At 40.1% G+C, this 19,116-nt stretch carries 15 protein-coding genes; 9 read left to right on the top strand and 6 right to left on the bottom strand.

Annotated elements, in window-relative coordinates; translation table 11 throughout:
* Nucleotides 1-77: 77 nt before the first annotated feature.
* From gyrB to dnaA, 4 genes are read right to left on the bottom strand one after another with little or no spacing between them, the layout of a single operon-like run.
* On the bottom strand, nt 78-2,504 hold the full coding sequence (gyrB, locus tag IRQ78_RS18890) for a DNA topoisomerase (ATP-hydrolyzing) subunit B (protein ID WP_054554790.1): 2,427 nt from the start codon (nt 2,502-2,504) through the stop codon (nt 78-80).
* A gap of 12 nt (nt 2,505-2,516) precedes the next feature.
* Nucleotides 2,517-3,611, bottom strand: a complete 1,095-nt coding sequence (gene recF / locus IRQ78_RS18885) for a DNA replication/repair protein RecF (protein WP_054563761.1) — start codon at nt 3,609-3,611, stop codon at nt 2,517-2,519.
* 6 nt (nt 3,612-3,617) lie between these two features.
* Nucleotides 3,618-4,721, bottom strand: a complete 1,104-nt coding sequence (gene dnaN / locus IRQ78_RS18880; protein WP_054563760.1) for a DNA polymerase III subunit beta — start codon at nt 4,719-4,721, stop codon at nt 3,618-3,620.
* Nucleotides 4,722-4,734: 13 nt separating this feature from the next.
* Complete coding sequence (dnaA, locus tag IRQ78_RS18875) at nt 4,735-6,132, bottom strand: chromosomal replication initiator protein DnaA (protein ID WP_054554793.1); 1,398 nt, start codon at nt 6,130-6,132, stop codon at nt 4,735-4,737.
* Between the two features lie 506 nt (nt 6,133-6,638).
* Here dnaA and rpmH point away from each other — a divergent pair.
* From rpmH to yidC, 4 genes are all read left to right on the top strand, one after another.
* Nucleotides 6,639-6,773, top strand: a complete 135-nt coding sequence (gene rpmH / locus IRQ78_RS18870) for a 50S ribosomal protein L34 (protein WP_008488847.1) — start codon at nt 6,639-6,641, stop codon at nt 6,771-6,773.
* A 7-nt stretch (nt 6,774-6,780) separates the two neighbouring features.
* Complete coding sequence (rnpA, locus tag IRQ78_RS18865) at nt 6,781-7,203, top strand: ribonuclease P protein component (protein ID WP_058583673.1); 423 nt, start codon at nt 6,781-6,783, stop codon at nt 7,201-7,203.
* Nucleotides 7,204-7,331: 128 nt separating this feature from the next.
* A complete protein-coding gene (gene yidD / locus IRQ78_RS18860) occupies nt 7,332-7,604 on the top strand; it encodes a membrane protein insertion efficiency factor YidD (RefSeq protein ID WP_054563758.1) in 273 nt (90 codons plus the stop codon).
* Nucleotides 7,605-7,612: 8 nt separating this feature from the next.
* Nucleotides 7,613-9,244 carry a membrane protein insertase YidC gene (gene yidC, locus IRQ78_RS18855; RefSeq protein WP_063530446.1) on the top strand — a complete coding sequence of 544 codons (1,632 nt, stop codon included), beginning with the start codon at nt 7,613-7,615 and terminating at the stop codon, nt 9,242-9,244.
* 56 nt (nt 9,245-9,300) lie between these two features.
* Here yidC and IRQ78_RS18850 read toward each other — a convergent pair whose 3' ends face one another.
* Both IRQ78_RS18850 and IRQ78_RS18845 read right to left on the bottom strand, forming a co-directional pair.
* On the bottom strand, nt 9,301-10,506 hold the full coding sequence (locus IRQ78_RS18850; RefSeq protein ID WP_194442919.1) for a PepSY-associated TM helix domain-containing protein: 1,206 nt from the start codon (nt 10,504-10,506) through the stop codon (nt 9,301-9,303).
* A gap of 9 nt (nt 10,507-10,515) precedes the next feature.
* Entirely contained in the window at nt 10,516-12,663 is a 2,148-nt protein-coding gene (locus IRQ78_RS18845) for a TonB-dependent siderophore receptor (protein WP_194442918.1), read from the bottom strand.
* Nucleotides 12,664-12,872: 209 nt separating this feature from the next.
* Here IRQ78_RS18845 and mnmE point away from each other — a divergent pair, with 209 nt between their 5' ends.
* From mnmE to rsmG, 5 genes are all read left to right on the top strand, one after another.
* Nucleotides 12,873-14,237, top strand: a complete 1,365-nt coding sequence (gene mnmE / locus IRQ78_RS18840) for a tRNA uridine-5-carboxymethylaminomethyl(34) synthesis GTPase MnmE (protein WP_194442917.1) — start codon at nt 12,873-12,875, stop codon at nt 14,235-14,237.
* Nucleotides 14,238-14,383: 146 nt separating this feature from the next.
* Complete coding sequence (locus IRQ78_RS18835; RefSeq protein WP_194442916.1) at nt 14,384-15,124, top strand: isocitrate lyase/PEP mutase family protein; 741 nt, start codon at nt 14,384-14,386, stop codon at nt 15,122-15,124.
* Nucleotides 15,125-15,710: 586 nt separating this feature from the next.
* On the top strand, nt 15,711-16,160 hold the full coding sequence (mioC, locus tag IRQ78_RS18830; RefSeq protein WP_194442915.1) for an FMN-binding protein MioC: 450 nt from the start codon (nt 15,711-15,713) through the stop codon (nt 16,158-16,160).
* A gap of 429 nt (nt 16,161-16,589) precedes the next feature.
* Nucleotides 16,590-18,479 (top strand): tRNA uridine-5-carboxymethylaminomethyl(34) synthesis enzyme MnmG, encoded by a 1,890-nt coding sequence (mnmG, locus tag IRQ78_RS18825; protein ID WP_194442914.1) that lies wholly within the window; start codon nt 16,590-16,592, stop codon nt 18,477-18,479.
* A 15-nt stretch (nt 18,480-18,494) separates the two neighbouring features.
* Nucleotides 18,495-19,115, top strand: a complete 621-nt coding sequence (gene rsmG / locus IRQ78_RS18820; protein WP_054554802.1) for a 16S rRNA (guanine(527)-N(7))-methyltransferase RsmG — start codon at nt 18,495-18,497, stop codon at nt 19,113-19,115.
* Nucleotide 19,116 lies beyond the last annotated feature (1 nt).

Genomic DNA, 19,116 nt, shown 5'->3' with positions numbered 1-19,116 from the left:
AAGGTTTTAAGCAGTTTGTGCTTTTTCAGCAATAAAAAAAGGAGCCAGTTGGCTCCTTTTTAATTCTTAATTTAGCGTTATACGTCTAGGTTAACTACGCGTAGTGCATTCGTTTCGATGAAGTCACGACGCGGCTCAACTTGGTCACCCATTAGAGTCGCAAACAATTGGTCTGCAGCGACTGCATCTTCAATTGTTACTTTCAACATACGACGAGCATCTGGGTCCATAGTGGTTTCCCAAAGCTGATCAGGGTTCATCTCACCGAGTCCTTTATAGCGTTGGATATAAAGGCCGCGTTTTGATTCATTGATTAACCACTCTAATGCATCCACAAAGTTATCAACAGCAAGAGTTTTCTCACCGCGTTGAACATATGCTCCTTCTTCGAGTAAGTTAGCAATGTTTACGCCTGTCGCTGCAATGCGTTTGTAGTCACGCGATGTGATGAAGTCATGGTTTAGTACATGTGCTTTATCCACACCATGTTGACGAATATTCACAACAGGATAATACATGTTGCGCTCAGTATCGTGCTCAGTGCCCGCATGGAAGATAGTTGCATCTTCATCACGTGCAATCAAGTCGTCAACTAGCGTGTTAGTCCACTCTTTAACTTTTGCTTCATCTGCTAAATCAGCTTCAGTAATTTCGCTTTGATAAATTAAACGTTCCATAACCGAGTTTGGATATTTACGTTTTAAGCGCTCAATCACTTTAACTGTATTTTGATAGTCGTGAACGATTCTTTCTAGTTCTTCACCTTCAAGTGCAGATGCACCTTCGCTTGTATAAAGTGCTGCATTGTTTAATGCTAATGATGTTAAGTAATCAACAAGCGCTGGGTCATCTTTAATGTAGCGTTCTTGCTTACCTTTTTTCACTTTATAAAGTGGTGGTTGCGCAATATAGATAAAGCCTTTTTCTACAATCTCTGGCATTTGACGGTAGAAGAAAGTCAGTAGTAAGGTACGAATGTGAGAACCATCCACGTCCGCATCGGTCATGATAATGATACGATGATAACGTAGCTTTTCTGGGTCATATTCATCACGACCAATACCACAGCCTAATGCAGTGATTAGAGTTGCTACTTCTTGAGAAGAAAGCATCTTATCAAAGCGCGCTTTTTCAACGTTAAGAATCTTACCTTTAAGTGGCAAAATTGCTTGGTTTTTACGGTTACGACCCTGCTTAGCTGAACCACCTGCAGAGTCACCCTCCACTATGTATAGTTCAGAAAGTGCTGGATCTTTTTCTTGGCAGTCTGCCAATTTACCTGGTAAACCAGCTAAATCCATTGCACCTTTACGGCGTGTCATTTCACGTGCTTTGCGTGCTGCTTCACGAGCTCGTGCTGCATCAATAATTTTGCCAACAACTGTTTTAGCATCAACAGGGTTTTCTAATAAGAACTCTGTTAGTTTTTCTGCCATTGCTTGTTCTACAGCAGACTTAACTTCACTTGATACTAGTTTGTCTTTCGTTTGTGATGAGAACTTAGGATCAGGTACTTTAACACTTACAACCGCAGTTAAGCCTTCACGAGCATCATCACCCGTCGCATTGCTTGTTGTTTTCGCTTTTTTGTTAAAGCCTTCTTTTTCCATGTAGTTATTTAGCGTACGCGTTAATGCCGCCCTAAAGCCAGCTAAGTGCGTACCACCATCACGTTGTGGAATGTTGTTTGTGAAGCAGTAAATGCTTTCTTGGAAACCATCGTTCCACTGCATTGAAACTTCTACACTAATACCGTCTTCTTCACGCTCATGGGTAAAGTGGAAAACACTTTTATGTACAGGTGTTTTGTTACGGTTTAGATATTCTACGAATGCTTGGATACCACCGTCATATTTGAAGTGGTCATTCTTAGATTCTTCGCGCTCATCAGTAAGAATAATACTTACACCAGAGTTTAAGAACGAAAGCTCACGCAAACGTTTTGCTAAGATATCGTAGTGGAAGTTAAGGTCACTGAATGTTTCACCACTTGGCCAGAAACGTAATTCAGTACCTGTGTCTGTTGCGTCACCAATTATAGCTAATGGCGCATCTGGTACACCCATAGTATATGTTTGTTGGTGAATTTTGCCTTCACGACGAATAGTCAGTTGTAGCTTTTCAGATAGTGCATTTACTACCGAAACACCTACACCGTGTAAGCCACCTGATACTTTATATGAGTTATCATCGAACTTACCACCAGCATGAAGTACCGTCATGATAACTTCAGCCGCAGAAACACCTTCTTCTTCGTGAATAGATGTAGGAATACCACGACCGTTATCTCTTACAGAGACTGAACCGTCTAAGTGAATCGTTACAAAAATATCATCACAATGACCAGCTAAGGCTTCATCGATAGAGTTATCAACAACCTCAAACACCATGTGGTGTAGGCCTGTACCGTCATCGGTGTCCCCTATATACATTCCTGGACGCTTTCTTACTGCGTCTAATCCTTTAAGTACTTTAATACTCGACGAATCGTAATTCTCAGACATGGTTAATCCCACTTATCTTGTTATTAGGTTGCCATGTTTCACGTGGAACATTTTTAGTTCTCGTTGCATGGGTTCCACCACAGCAGAAATACTTTCAGATAAAATTGATGAGATAAAAAGTTGCGAATCGCAATGAGTCAAAAGCTGACCCACTTTTTCTTTTGTATCTTCACCCAGTTCTGAAGGTAAGTCATCTATTAGCAATATAGATTGCTTATCAGTTTCTGACTCAATTAAGCTATTTTGCGTTACTTTTAACGCATAAAGCAAGAGCTTCAATTGACCGCGAGAAAAGGTATTTTCTACACTGTTACCAGAAACACTAAAACTAAAATCAGCTTTATGCGGACCTTTACTTGTGAAACCTTGTTTAGCATCACGTTCAAAGCTTTGCTCAAGCGCCTCTGAGAGAGTTTCACTCTCTTTCCAGCCCGCATGAAAGTTAATTTCTAAATCGCTTACAAGCGTTAATTCTGCACACATTTTATCAAAAAACTGCTGCTTAAACCTACTTATATACGCGATTCTTAGATTATTTATTTGTTCAGCTAGTCTAACAAATTCTTTATCCCAAAACTTGATCTGTTCAAAATAATCTCTAGGTTTACTTTTTAATAAAGCATTACGTTGTTTCAGTACTTTATTAAAAGACTGCCACAGATAAAAAAAGTCATGTTCCACGTGGAACAATCCTAAATCGAGAAATTTTCTACGCTCTTTTGGGCCACCAAAAAACAACGAATAGCTTTCTGGAGTAATAACTTGCACCGGCACTAGCTGAGCTAATTCAGAGATTTTACGGCTCGTTTTTCCCTGAATCTTTAAAGATGTTTCACCCGCTTGGTTTTTACTTATACCAATCGGAATAGACAAATCATGCAGCGCTTTGCGCCCATGAATCACAAACTTGTCTTGTTGATGCTGAATGATATTTTTATGTTTGGCGGTACGAAATGATTTACCGTGAGAAAGGAAATATATCGCCTCAAGGAGGCTGGTTTTTCCGCTGCCATTTTCACCATAGATAATGTTTATACCATTAACCGGCTCAAGTGTCAGCGCCTCAATATTCCGAAAATTATTGAGGCTTAAATGACTTAAACTCATATAAGCTTATAGGCGCATCGGCATTACAACGTACATAGCTTCTTCGTCACCTGCACCTTCAATTAGCGCACTGCTATTAGAATCTGCAAGCGTAAAGGTTACATCTTCTGTTTTTAATGTATTAAGTACATCAAGCACATAAGAAACGTTAAAGCCAATTTCAAGTTCGCCGCCCTGGTACATTACCTCAACAACCTCTTCAGCTTGCTCTTGCTCAGGGTTGTTAGCAGTAATTTTTAATAAACCTTCAGATAGGTTTAATCGTACACCACGGAATTTTTCATTCGATAAAATAGACACACGTTGGAAAGCACTACGAAGCCATTCACGGTTAGCAGTAATCACTTTATCACCACCACGTGGCAATACTCGACGATAATCAGGGAAACGACCATCCACCAGCTTACTGGTAAACGTAAACTCAGTATCAATAATACGAATATGGTTAGCACCAAATTGAATGGTAACTAGCTCATCATCAGCCACCATTAGGCGCATAATTTCTTGTACACCTTTACGTGGAATAATTAACTGACGTTGTGTATTTAAAGACTGTGGTAATTGCTTTTGTGCAATCGCCAAACGGTGACCATCTGTAGCCACTGTTTTAATATCTGCGTTATCAACTTCAAATGACATACCGTTTAAATAATAACGTACGTCTTGATTCGCCATAGAAAAGTGCGTGCTTTCTAAAAGCTTACGCAGTTCTAAACGCGTTAGTTGAAATTCAACTTCACCATCCCACTGCTCAAGATTCGGAAAATCTTCAGCGGCCAGCGTAGTTAAAGAAAAACGGCTTTTACCACTTGTTAATAGTAACTGATGATCTTGGCTACTTAACGTAAGGTCTGAGCCATCAGGTAAACTTTTACAAATATCGAGTAACTTTTTAGCTGGTAAAGTGAGTTGCGTATCAGTGGTATCTTCACCGACAAACACACTCGCCACTAACTCAATTTCAAGATCAGTACCCGTCATCGAAAGTTGTCCGTTTTCAACAACTAACAGTACGTTCGATAAAATCGGTAAAGTGTGCTTACGCTCAATCGCACCAGACACTTGAACTAAAGGTTTTAAAAATTGCTCTCTTGATATTGTTATTTGCATAATAAAGTCGGCCTTAAGATGACAAGGTTCTTATTAAGTTTTGATAATCTTCTTTCACTTCATGGCTTTCGTCACGGAGTGATTTAACTTTACGACAAGCGTGTAATACAGTTGTGTGATCACGGCCGCCAAAGGCGTCACCAATCTCAGGTAAACTGTGATTTGTAAGTTCTTTTGATAATGCCATGGCCACTTGACGTGGTCTTGCTACTGAACGGCTACGACGTTTAGAGAGTAAATCTGACACACGAATACGGTAATACTCAGCAACAGTACGTTGAATATTATCTATTGTTACCAGTTTATCTTGCAGCGCAAGTAAGTCACGTAGCGCTTCTTTTACAAAGTCGATCGAAATCGGACGACCAGTAAAGTTTGCATTAGCAATAACGCGGTTTAACGCCCCTTCTAATTCACGCACATTTGAGCGTAATTTTTTCGCGATAAAAAAGGCAACTTCATGAGGTAAATTGATTTTACTTTGCTGCGCTTTTTTCATCAAAATAGCAACGCGCGTTTCAAGTTCTGGTGGCTCAATAGCAATGGTTAAGCCCCAACCAAAACGTGATTTAAGGCGATCTTCAACCCCTTCTATCTCTTTAGGATAGCGGTCTGAAGTTAAGATAATTTGTTGATTTCCTTCAAGTAAAGCATTGAAGGTATGAAAGAACTCTTCTTGTGAGCGTTCTTTATTAGCGAAAAATTGAATGTCATCGATCATCAATGCATCAACACTTCGGTAATAACGTTTAAATTCTTCGATGGCATTATTTTGAAGCGCTTTAACCATGTCTTGCACAAATCGCTCTGAGTGCATATAAACAATTTTCGCGTCTGGCTTATTAGCCATAATACCGTTACCAACAGCGTGTAATAAGTGAGTTTTACCTAAGCCAGTACCACCGTATATAAATACAGGGTTAAATGCTGAACCTGGGTTATCTGCAACTTGAGTCGCTGCAGCTTTTGCTAATTGGTTTGATTTACCTTCAACAAAGCTATCAAAGGTGTAATTTTCTTTAATGTTTGATTTATAGCCTGATTTTGGTGCAGGTTCGACCGCTGCTTTTTCAGGTTTTGGCTGTTGTTTTTCGGCAGTCTGTTGGGTAACAGGCGCGCTAGCTTCTGTTGCAGCCGGTGCTGATGCCACTTGGGCATTTAAAATAGGTTTACTACCAACATCAAAACGTAATTCAGGTGCTTCATCACCACAAATTTCAACGAGTAGTTCATTAATACGGTTTAAATACTTTTCTCTCACCCAATCCAAAACAAAACGGTTAGGTGCATATATAGTCAACGTATCTTCGGTACTTTCTGCTTGAAGTGGTCTTACCCACATACTGAATTGCTGTGAAGGCAATTCATCTTGCAATACATATAAACAACTTTGCCAAACCGACAGATACACAGTTAAACTCCCAGAGATTTAATTTTTATTCCCGTTCATCTTTAATGATGGAAAATCAAACATTTATTGCTAATCTTTGACCAACTTTCTTGGCCCAGACCGACTATTATGAAGGTACTTTATCCACAAGTACAAGATTGATTTTTATGAAAAATATGATCTCAGCAACATAAAAGAATAAAACACTGATTTTTAAGAAAATTATTTTTTAAGCTCGAACAGTGATCATAACAAATTTGCAGCCAGATCGCGATCAAATTCTACGATCGAATTGGCTTTTCCCAAGCTTTTATTCACTTTTTATACAGAGGCTGTGGAAAACTTCTTATTTATGATGATCCTATATGATCAGGTAAAAGGATCCTTTATAATTACGGCCTCTGCAGCGTTTTAATGATTGACTTTTGTTGTCTTCATCTATAATATCTCGCGCTCGCAATGGCACCTGTGCCAGGATCGCGACCTGCATAGGATGTTTTAACCTTAACCGATCGGATGGAATTGTTATGAAAAGAACTTTTCAACCTAGCGTTTTAAAACGCAAACGTACACACGGTTTCCGTGCTCGTATGGCAACAGCAAATGGCCGTAAAGTATTAGCTCGTCGTCGTGCTAAAGGCCGTAAAGTTCTTTCTGCTTAATATATAAGTGGAAGACTTTAGCTTCAGCAGGGAGTTACGTCTGTTAACTCCCTCGCATTACTCTCGAATCTTTAATGAACCAGCACGCGCTGCGACTCCTTTCTTTACCCTATTAGCTAAACGCAATGACCAAACTAATCCTCGATTAGGTCTTACGGTCGCAAAAAAACGCGTTAAAAAAGCCTGTCAACGTAATCGAATTAAACGACTTGCTCGCGAAAGTTTCCGTTTAAATCAACATAAACTCGATAACATTGATATTGTGCTTATGGTTAAAAGTGGTATTGATGAACAGTCAAACGAAGAGCTGACAAAGCAACTAAATAAATTGTGGCGAAAAATTAACGAACGCTGCAAGCCTGGTGCACCTAAACCACCACCATTTAAAAAACGCCCGAATAAATCAGCTAAATCTAATAAACAAGCCTGATAGCAATAGAATTACAGGCTTAATTAAGGTATCTTTAGCTCACCTTTTAATCATGCATTTAAAATTCTACGATGGGAATTTAAATTCATGGTATCCATTGACTAAATTAACGCAGGGGCAGACACATCATGAGGTTACTTAAACCACTTGTTGCTATTCCAAAGCGCTGTTTAGTCATGCTAATACGCGGCTATCAAAAATGGATAAGTCCACTATTAGGCCCGCATTGTCGTTTTAATCCAACTTGCTCTAGTTACGCTATTCAAGCAATTAATTTGCATGGAAGTGTAAAAGGCAGTTGGTTAGCTGTTAAACGCATATTAAAATGCCACCCTTTACATGCTGGTGGGGATGATCCCGTACCGGCAAAAAATCATATTAACCACCAACACGAGAAATAAGAGCTGTTATGGAATCGCAACGCACGTTTTTATTAATCGGCTTGATGCTTGTGTCGTTTTTATTATTTCAAGAATGGAATAACGACTACAACGCACCAAAGGCTGATCCAAGTGCCACAACACAAACACTAGGCGCAACAACACCAGAATCTGATGACTTTATTCCAGCATCATCTGACGGTGAAGTTCCAGCTGTAACGACAGCAAAGCGCTCAGTTATCGATGTAACAACTGATGTATTCACTGTTAAAATTGACACCCGTGGTGGTGACATCATTGAAACAGACTTACTTCAGTACGAAGAAGAAAAAGGCAGTAACACACCTTACATGCTATTAGGTGAGTTCGATGGTAAGCAATACTTCTCGCAAAGTGGCTTAATTGGTTTAAATGGTCCTGACGCAACTGTTGCTGGTCGCCCTGTTTATAAAACCACACAAAAAGCATTCACTTTAACGGGTGATGAGCTACGTGTACCACTTGAGTTTACTGACAGTAAAGGTGTGACCTTTACTAAAACTTATATCTTCAAAAAAGGCGACTACGCTGTAGATTTAGAGTACACAGTAAACAACGTAACAGCTGATCCAATTCAAGTTCAGTTATACACGCAAGTAAAACGCACAGTACAAGAAAAAGGTAGCTTAGTAGATCAAAACTACTTAGGTGCAGCATTTGGTACTGAAGAAGAGCCATACGAAAAGTACAGCTTCTCAGACATGGCTGATAAAAACCTTAACATCACTACAGCTGGCGGCTACATTGCATTTATTCAACATTACTTTGTAAGTGCGTGGGTACCAAAGCAAGACCAACAAAATACCCTTTACAGCAAATTAGTTGCTGGTAATGCGGCAATTATTGGTACTAAAGGTGAAGCAGTTAACGTACAAGCTGGTACGCAAGCAACACTTAGCTCAACTTATTACATGGGCCCGAAAGAGTCTGACGTACTAGAAGCAATTCACCCAGACTTAGACCTAACTGTAGACTACGGTTGGTTATGGTTTATTTCACAACCATTATTCGTACTACTTAAGTGGTTACACAGCATCCTAGGTAACTGGGGTCTAGCTATCATTGCAATCACGGTTATCGTTAAAACGGCAATGTACCCGCTTACTAAAGCACAATACACGTCAATGGCGAAGATGCGTGCCTTACAACCTAAAATGGCTGCACTAAAAGAGAAGTATGGTGATGACCGTCAAAAATTCGGTCAAGCTATGATGGAAATGTACCGCAAAGAAAAAGTGAACCCTATGGGTGGCTGTTTCCCGCTGTTACTACAAATGCCAATATTCTTAGCATTATTCTACGTATTCTTAGAATCAACTGAGCTACGTCATGCTGAATTCGTTTTATGGTTAAATGACTTATCAGCAATGGACCCATACTACGTATTACCTGTTCTATTTGGTTTAAGTATGTTCATCACTCAAAAGCTGCAACCTATGACGGTTACTGACCCTATGCAGCAAAAAATGATGACCTTTATGCCAGTAGTATTCTCTATTTTCTTCTTATGGTTCCCATCTGGCCTAGTACTTTACTGGTTAGTATCGAACCTTATCTCAATCGCTCAGATGCTAATCATCTACCGCGGTATGGAGAAAAAAGGTATTAAGGTAAGAGGCTAAACTCTTAACCCAATAAAAAAGGCGCTAACTGCGCCTTTTTTAATGCCTGAAAATAGCTAACCGAGAATAGGAGAATAAACTTGATTAGGCACACTGCGTTCAGTAAAGCTCAAACTCGTTGTTAGTAACGAAGCAACTACCAAACCGATTGCAACCACCCCAGATAAACCAAGCCACTTTCCAGTCGTTGTTTTACGCTTAACCCTAAGCCAACTCATATAGATGCCAGCAGCGCTTACAAAGCTCATCAATGCACCAAATAGCCCCCAAATAAGCTTAGTACCAATGCCTGCAAAGTTACCAAAGTGCAGCGGATCAGCGGTGTCTTTAATTCGTGGAAGCAGGTTTAGTTCTTCCCCTTTTTGTATGCCTAGAACTTCACCGGAACTTGGTTTTAAATAAACCCGGTTAGCACGCAGGCGCAATAAAATATCATCGTTATAACCACGCACTTCTATAGGCTGATCCGCTTTATTAGGATAACGAATATAGCGAATATCAAGGCTAGGAAACGCCTGTTGAGCGGCTGTATAAGCTGTAGCTAAACTAATTGGCGATAGACCTTTACGAGGGCTTTGTTTTTTAAACTCACTCACAGCTTGTGGACTAGAGACATAGTGAGGTACCTTCGCAGTTTGCAGCCCATGTTCTACCAGATACCAAACCCCTGTGATGGCCATCACAGCAATAAACCATAAACTCCAAAGCCCTAACAGCTTATGCCAATCAGACCAACTACTACGTTTATCTAGGCTTAGCGCAGCAGGCTTTTTCATAAAGCCTTGCCACCAGCGCCGATACACATAAAAACTCGAAACCAATAAAATAACGAGTAAAATACTCAAACTGGTGACGATTAATTTACCCGTCCAGCCCATCGATAAGTTCATATGCCAGTTACGTAAAAACCGCGATATCCGCGCCCACTCTCCTTCACCGAGTAAGCGACCAGTTGCAGCATCTAAATATACAAAGCGAAATGAATCACCGACTTTAAGAGCCGCTTCAGTGGCAAGGTAATCTTGCTTATGACGTTGGATATAAAGTAACTGAGCTTGCGGATAATGCTTATTAAGGGTGTTTTCGAGAGCTAGGTAGTTAGTAGAGGCAGAAGAAGTTAAAGCACGGTACTTAGCGTCTGTTAAGTACTCGAGTTCATGACTTAACGTAGCGAGTGTTCCCGATACGCAGGTAACAAAAAGCAGGACTCCAACAAAGAGTCCTGCCCAAGAATGTAAGTTAAACCAACTTTTAGCGTTCACACGCCACCATTAAAAACTGTATTTAGCACTTAAATAAACGCGACGTGGTTCACCAGGAAAGTGCCCTGTTCGTTCGATAAAGCCACTGCTTGCGTATTCTTTATCAAATAGGTTCTTAACTGATAGCTGCCATTGCCAGTTATCAACGGTTGTTTGCCACGCCATGTTGTAAACAGTGTAAGGTTTAACACGTTGACCGCCTAAACTAAGCTGTTCATCAACATAATCTAAGCCAGCAGAAATAGATGACGATAAGCTAGGTAGCTCATAGCGTGTCCATATACCTAGAGTATTTTGCGGCGCGTTAGCAAATTTATCACTATCAGGAATTTGATTGGTAATACTGTCGTTTGCTTCAGTAATACGGGTATCATTATAAGCATAGCTTGCAGTCACTACCCAGCTATCAGTAATATCGCCAACTACCTCAAGTTCAAAACCCTTACTTTGTACTTCACCAACGGCAACTAAATCATCAACGCCGTCACCTGCAACATCACCTAATAAGCTAGGTTGTAGGATGTTTTCGCGGACAATATCGTACACAGCCATATTAACAGCAAGCGTGTCTGCTAATAGTTTGGTTCTTAAGCCTAACTCGTTAATACGGCTAGTCTCCGGCGAGAACGGACCGCCCTTTGCTGTTTCTTGATTACTCGCACTTTGCGGCACAAAGCCTGTGCCATGCAGCGCATAAGGGAAGAACATATCGTTAATGTTATAGCTGGTACCAATACGGTAGGTTAAGTCGCTATCAGAAAACTCGGTTTGATTTAACAGATCTTTGTCTTCAAAACGATCATACCTTAAGCCAGCTGTCACACTCCAATTAGCGGTGATATCTAGTTGATCTTGTAAGTAAGCACCAAAGCGGGTGCTATTCGTTTTGCCAAGCCGTGGGGTAATACTATCAAGATCATAATCATCAGCAGAGGTTAAACCATACTCAGGGTTGTTAAGATCAAGTCCTGGTACTGGGCCACCTTTACTTTGTTGCGTAGCTGTACGGTAGACGCTTTCAAAATCATGTTCATACCAATCACTACCAAACAGCACTTGATGCTGCATATTAGCAAATGCAAACTCCGCAATCGCATTAGCTGTTAAGCTAAAGCCTTCGTTCTCACGAACTTGATCACGAAACTCACGATGGCTCCAATCAACAATACCGTCGTCATCTGTATCTACGAGGCCTCTTGGTTCATGGTAGTTTTGCACTTCTTTGTTATCAAAATAACGTGCTGTGACATCTGTGCGCCAAACATCATTAAATTCATGTTTTAAAGTAGCCTGATAGACATGGGCTTCAACATTTTGAAAGTCTGTCGCCTCGTTATGATTCCAGCTAATATCAGTTAGAAAATTGCCATTATCATCAGCAGGTACACCACGTAAACGTGCCCCACCCAACTCTTGCTCTATATAGGTATACTGAGTGGTCAATTCGGTTGCACTGTTTATAAGCCACGTATAACCAAGATCAACAATGGTATTATCGCTGCTAGTATTAGCACGGAATGGCTTTTCAGTATCACGGTAAAGACCAACACGGTAAGCATGATTATCAAGTGATTCACTCAATGTTCCTGTGCTTTCTAATGCACCACTGAAGAAGTCATCATTACCTACTTCAACTTCAATACTGTGTTCACTGGTGAATTTAGGCTTCTTAGTTACATAGTTAATAATACCACCCGGATTACCACTACCGTATATAGCGCCAGCAGGTCCTTTTAAAACCGCAACTTGTTCAATATTAAATAATTGCGGCACAGCAAAGCCATTGAAAGGATCGCCCTTTACGCCATCATATAAAATCTCATCTTGGCGGAAACCACGGAATGTCACGCCTGAATAACTAAAGGCATTAACACCAGCTATATTGCTATAAAGGTCGGTAATTTGGCGAGCAGCCTGATCACTAATCAGCTCCTGCGGCAAAATTTGAATTGACTGAGGAATTTTCTCTAAAGGTGTATTGGTACGAGTAGCAAAACTTGACTCGGTTGGGCGATATAAAGAAAACGCACGGCCAACAACTTCTATTTTTTCGAGTTCTTTTGAATCACTTTGATCCGAAGTAGTCACTTCAGTTTGAGCATGGGCAACGCCCGAAAAACCAGCAGCAAGTGCAATAAAAACAGCAGAATGACGCATAATAAAAAACGATAAGATTTAGAATGCGCAACATGTTAATGAATATAGTTATCATTTTCAATGAGTGTTTATTATTAATTAAAGCTAAATAAAGTATTACTTACATCAGACTTTTGCTACCTCATTACTCAAACAGCTATTCGCATGAAATTAAGCCATAGGTTACAATAGAGCCAGCATTCATTCTTTTATTGGCATTATTTCATCGCATGATTAATCAAGACACAATTGCAGCACAAGCGACCGCACCAGGACGTGGTGGGGTTGGTATTATTCGCGTCTCTGGTAGCTTAGCTAAAACAGTGGCAGAACAGATTATTGGCCGTTGTCCTAAAACACGTTACGCAGACTATGTGCCATTTAAAAGCTTGAGCGGTGAACAGCTTGACCAAGGTATTGCTATTTACTTCCAAGGGCCAAATTCATTTACCGGCGAAGACGTACTAGAACTACAAGGTCACGGCGGCCCTGTCGTATTAGATATGCTATTAAAAGAAATTAGCCAAATTGACGGTGTACGTTTAGCAAAGCCAGGTGAGTTCTCTGAGCGCGCATTTATGAATGATAAGCTTGATTTAACTCAAGCAGAGGCAATTGCCGATTTAATTAATGCAACCAGTGAACAGGCAGCAAAAAGCGCCCTCCAATCACTGCAAGGTGAATTCTCTAAACATATTGAAACGCTGGTGGAGAAAGTCATTCACCTACGTATGTATGTTGAAGCTGCAATTGATTTTCCTGATGAAGAAATCGACTTTTTATCAGACGGTAAAGTATCAACAGATCTCAATGCCATCATTGATCAATTAGAGAATGTAACTCAGCAAGCTAAACAAGGTAGCATCATGCGTGAAGGTATGCGTGTTGTTATTGCTGGTCGCCCTAACGCTGGTAAATCAAGCCTACTTAATGCGTTAGCTGGCCGTGATGCAGCCATCGTTACCGAAATAGCGGGTACAACACGTGACGTATTACGCGAACATATCCACATTGATGGTATGCCACTACATATTATTGATACCGCTGGCCTGCGTGAAAGCCCAGATAAAGTAGAGCAAATTGGTATTGAACGCGCATGGGATGAAATTAACCAAGCCGATCGCGTACTATTTATGTTAGACGGCACTGATACATCAGCCACTGACCCTCATGATATTTGGCCAGAGTTTATGGCCAAGTTACCAGAGGGTATGGGTGTTACTGTGATCCGAAATAAAGCCGATATTTCCGGTGAAAATGTCGGTATGGATGAACATAATCAATATCCGGTGATCCGTTTGAGTGCTAAAAATGCAGAGGGTATAGAGTTAGTTCGTACTCACTTGAAGGCATGTATAGGTTTCCAAGGCGCCACAGAAGGTGGATTTATGGCACGCCGTCGTCACTTAGATGCACTTGATCATGCTGCCTATCATTTAAACACAGGCAAAGAGCAATTAGAGATGCATATTGCTGGTGAGATCTTGGCTGAAGAGTTACGCCTAACTCAACAGTTCTTAAATGAGATAACGGGTGAATTTACCTCTGATGACCTACTAGGGAAAATCTTTAGTTCGTTCTGTATCGGTAAATAAATTCCGGTCATCAATATTATAAAAAAGAGTCGCAAGACTCTTTTTTTGTTTTTAGTCCAGTAATCAATTATCGGTTCAGGGCCGAAACCAGCCAGTAATTAACCTCATATCAATTAGTCTAGCGATGTCATTAAATGGAGGACATCATGGACAAATATCAACTTTTTCACCAATTACACCACCAGCATGGGGGCTTTGTACTCGCTAATGCATGGGATCTTAGTTCAGCACAATTCATCCAAGTTGCGGGAGCTAAAGCCGTAGCAACAACCAGCTGGGGAATTGCTGCCAGTTTAGGGTTAGCTGATGGTGAAAACATCTCTTTTAAAACTCAATTAGCACTGGCTAAAAGCTTAACCGAACACCTTCATATTCCACTCTCTGTGGATATAGAGTCAGGCTACAGTAACGATCCGCTGCAAATTAGCGAAAACGTTTTAGCGTTAGCAAGATTAGGAGTTGTAGGCATCAACATAGAGGACTCAGATAAAGACACTAACGCACTGAGATCTACCGAGCAGCAATGCACTATTATTAGTGAAATAAAGAAAGTACTTAACGAAAATGGCTTCGGTGGTTTATTTATAAACGCCAGAACCGATACCTACTTTGTTAGTGACTCCCCTTTTCAAGCAACATTAAAGCGAGCAAAAGCGTATCAAGATGCAGGTGCTGACGGTCTGTTTGTGCCCGGCTTAACGAACATAGAGCACATAACCGGCTTAGCTAACACAATAGATATGCCATTAAATGTGATGGCAATGAGCAATTTTAACTCAGCAAAAGCCGCTTTCGCTGGTGGTGCAAAACGGTTTTCATTGGGTAATTCGCTCTATGATCTAGTCGGTAATACGATAAAAACCAGTTTAACTCAGATCGAAAACTAACTTAGCGAGCTAAAAAATCAGATCAAAACAGCTTTTAAGATCGAATTTAGCTAAAAATGTTATCCACATTTGGGGCTTTTTTAGATCTAAAGGCTGATTTGATCATAAAAAAACGCGGAAATTTGAATTTATTTTCATACAACAGCCCTTTTTGATAACTAATTTTCTTAAAAACAGCCTTTATTAGCGCTTATTTAAGTTTTTTTCGATCTATTTTATTGATCGCAAATTGCAAACCGATCGTTATCAACAAGCGATCTATCCACAAAACGATCATACTCACTATTTTTATCAGATCTGAAAATTTAAGCGCTTACACACAATTAAAGATCAACAACTTAGCAAAGTTATACAGTTTCCAATATTTAACTTGATCAGAACTTTCCCCAAATTTATTAACAGCTTGATCAAAGGGTTTAATTTATGAATAAATATAAAAAACTATTAAAAACAGTAGATTATAAAAAGTATTAAATTAAAGCTGTCATTTTAAGCAGAAAAACTTATTCAGATCGTAATTCAACGCTTTACTCACACCCTAACTTAGTTATCATGTGGCCACTTATTTCTATACATGATCAATCACATGCAATCAGTAAATATCATCGTTGGCAGCCAAATGGGATCTGCAGAATACGTGGCAGTGCAACTAACAGAAGCCCTTGAACAACAAGGGATCCAAGTGCAGCTTCATGAACAGCCTATATTTGATGATATTAATCAGCAAGATACTATTTGGTTGTTATGTACTTCTACATACGGCGCTGGAGACTATCCAGAGAACCTACTGCCATTTGTTGAGTCTATTAACCAACAGGCTGATCTTAAAGGATTAAACTACAGTGTGATTGGGTTAGGTGACACTAGTTACGACACCTATAACTATGCAGGCCGTAATCTAGATGAGTTATTAGCTAATAAAGGCGCAAACCGCGTGGCAGAACGCTTAGAGCTAAATATTCTTGATGAAGCATTGCCAGAAGACACGGCATTAGCCTGGTTACCAAGCTGGATCGAATCAGCAGGGCTCAATTAAGCCGATCGGTATTGATCGTTGTTATAAAAGTTACCCACAATTTACTGATAATTTAGATCAGATTGTGGATAAACACTGATCTAACTGCGATTTTAACCTAGTTTATCCCTTGGATAAGATCCAATCGATATTGCCCTGTGTATAAATAGGCCTTTTGATCAAAGCTTTTACGCGGGAAGATCCGATCATATTAACACCTTTAGATCTGCGTTAAGATTATGTTTTAAATAGTAAAGCGAACATTATCAACAGATCTAGCCGTTACTAGTAATAAGAGTAATAAAAGATCTCTTTAAAAGATCCTTTATATTATTAGAGATCACCCACTTAGATCTTGAGCACTGTTTAATCATTTATCTTCTCTAAATTTCTAGGTAGAATACGCTCCCTTTGCAAAGTTTTGCTGGTCGATTAAGTAGGATCCCATAAATGATTTTTCACGAACGTTTTGATGTTATTGTTGTAGGTGGTGGACATGCAGGTACTGAAGCTGCATTAGCATCTGCTCGCATGGGCATGAATACCCTATTGCTAACTCATAATATGGATACCCTTGGTCAAATGTCTTGTAATCCGGCAATTGGCGGTATTGGTAAAGGCCATTTAGTTAAAGAGATCGATGCTCTTGGTGGTGCAATGGCTCAGGCTATTGATAAAGGCGGTATTCAATTTCGTACTTTAAACTCATCTAAAGGCCCTGCAGTACGTGCTACACGTGCACAAGCTGACCGTGCTTTGTATAAAGCAGCTATTCAACATACTTTACAACATCAAAAAAACTTAAAGATCTTCCAACAATCATGTGACGATCTAATCGTTGAAGGTGATCGAGTAATCGGTGTTGTAACGCAAATGGGTCTTCGTTTTAGCGCGCCTTCTGTGGTTCTTACCGTAGGTACTTTCTTAGGTGGTCAGATCCATATTGGTTTAGAGAACTTCAAAGGCGGTCGTGCCGGTGATCCACCTTCTATTGCACTTGCTGAGCGTTTACGTGAATTACCTTTCCGTGTTGATCGCTTAAAAACAGGCACGCCTCCTCGTATTGATGCGCGTACTGTTGATTTTAGCAAGATGCAAGAACAGCCAGGTGATACCCCAACGCCTGTATTCTCATTTATGGGTAAACAATCGGATCACCCACAGCAGATCCCGTGTTACATCACTTATACAAATGAAAAAACACATGATGTGATCCGCAATAACTTACATCGCTCACCTATGTATTCAGGTGTAATTGAAGGTATTGGTCCACGTTACTGCCCTTCAATCGAAGATAAGATCGTACGTTTTGCTGATAAAGACAAACATCAAATCTTTGTTGAGCCTGAAGGTTTAACATCATACGAATTATATCCAAATGGTATTTCAACGAGCTTACCGTTTGATGTACAGCTTGAAATTGTGCAATCAATCACTGGTTTTGAAAATGCACATATTTGTCGTCCTGGTTATGCGATTGAGTATGACTTCTTTGATCCGCGCGACTTAAAGCAATCATTAGAAACTAAGTTTATTAATGGTTTATTCTTCGCAGGCCAAATCAATGGTACAACCGGTTACGAAGAAGCAGGCGCACAAGGTTTAATTGCGGGTATGAACGCCGCATTACAAGTACAAGGCAAAGAGTCTTGGACACCTCGTCGTGATGAAGCATACACAGGTGTACTCATTGACGACCTAGCAACATTAGGTACTAAAGAACCGTACCGTATGTTTACTAGCCGTGCTGAATACCGTTTATTACTTCGTGAAGATAATGCCGACATCCGTTTAACTGCTAAAGGCCGTGAACTTGGCTTAGTTGACGATGCTCGTTGGGCTGCATTTAACGAAAAAATGGAAATCATCGAAAAAGAGACGCAACGTTTAAAAGAAACATGGATCCACAAAGATCATGTTGCTGTTGATCAAGTAAATGCGTTATTAAAAACACCACTGACTCGTGAAGCGAGCCTTGAAGATCTGATCCGCCGTCCTGAAATTCGTTATAACGACTTAATGGCAATTGATGGTTTAGGTTCTGAGTTTGATAACCAAGCTGCACTTGAGCAAGTTGAGATCCATACTAAGTACGCAGGCTATATTGCTCGTCAGCAAGATGAGATCAATAAGCAGCTACGTCATGAACAAACTGTATTACCAAAAGACTTTGATTATTCAACTGTTTCTGGCTTATCAAATGAGGTTATCGCAAAGCTTACTGATAGTCGTCCAGATACAATTGGCCAAGCGTCACGTATTTCAGGTATCACCCCTGCTGCTATTTCGCTATTATTAGTCTATCTGAAAAAGCAAGGCTTACTGCGCAAGACTGCGTAGTTGGTGAGGAATACAGTGTTACAACAACAATTAACTTCGCTGTTAGCGCAAACTGATATTGCGCTAACAGAAAAACAGCAACAACAACTTGTGCAATATGTTGAATTATTAGACAAGTGGAACAAAGCCTATAACTTAACCTCTGTTCGTTTACCTGAAGAAATGATGGTTAAACATATTATGGATAGCTTAGTTGTTGCACCACACCTTAAAGGCAAACATTACATTGATGTAGGTACGGGTCCTGGTTTACCGGGTATCGTATTAGCCATCGCTTTACCTGATACACAATTTGTATTGTTAGATAGTTTAGGTAAACGCGTACGCTTTTTGATGCAGGTAAAACATGCACTTGGTCTTGAAAATGTAACCCCAGTGCAGTCTAGAGTTGAAGAATATCAACCAAGTGTTAAATTAGATGGTGTATTAAGTCGTGCATTCGCCTCTTTACAAGATATGGTTGACTGGTGTGCGCACTTGATTGATCATTCAGGTAAATTTATCGCCTTAAAAGGCGTATTTCCGAGCGAAGAACTAGACTCATTACCTAAAGGTATTAAGTTTGATGAAAAAATCAGCTTGGAAGTACCTGAGTTAGATGCGCAAAGACATCTAATCATTCTATCTAAAGACTAGG

Source organism: Pseudoalteromonas simplex (assembly GCF_015278155.1).
Classification (GTDB): Bacteria; Pseudomonadota; Gammaproteobacteria; order Enterobacterales; family Alteromonadaceae; genus Pseudoalteromonas; species Pseudoalteromonas simplex.
This window is presented reverse-complemented; position numbering and strand designations above follow the sequence as displayed.

Coding starts and splice junctions, on each gene's coding strand:
- gyrB (WP_054554790.1), bottom strand. CDS start 2,504: ATGTCTGAGAATTACGATTCGTCGAGTATTAAAGTACTTAAAGGATTA.
- recF (WP_054563761.1), bottom strand. CDS start 3,611: ATGAGTTTAAGTCATTTAAGCCTCAATAATTTTCGGAATATTGAGGCG.
- dnaN (WP_054563760.1), bottom strand. CDS start 4,721: ATGCAAATAACAATATCAAGAGAGCAATTTTTAAAACCTTTAGTTCAA.
- rpmH (WP_008488847.1), top strand. CDS start 6,639: ATGAAAAGAACTTTTCAACCTAGCGTTTTAAAACGCAAACGTACACAC.
- yidD (WP_054563758.1), top strand. CDS start 7,332: ATGAGGTTACTTAAACCACTTGTTGCTATTCCAAAGCGCTGTTTAGTC.
- yidC (WP_063530446.1), top strand. CDS start 7,613: ATGGAATCGCAACGCACGTTTTTATTAATCGGCTTGATGCTTGTGTCG.
- IRQ78_RS18845 (WP_194442918.1), bottom strand. CDS start 12,663: ATGCGTCATTCTGCTGTTTTTATTGCACTTGCTGCTGGTTTTTCGGGC.
- mnmE (WP_194442917.1), top strand. CDS start 12,873: ATGATTAATCAAGACACAATTGCAGCACAAGCGACCGCACCAGGACGT.
- IRQ78_RS18835 (WP_194442916.1), top strand. CDS start 14,384: ATGGACAAATATCAACTTTTTCACCAATTACACCACCAGCATGGGGGC.
- mioC (WP_194442915.1), top strand. CDS start 15,711: ATGCAATCAGTAAATATCATCGTTGGCAGCCAAATGGGATCTGCAGAA.
- mnmG (WP_194442914.1), top strand. CDS start 16,590: ATGATTTTTCACGAACGTTTTGATGTTATTGTTGTAGGTGGTGGACAT.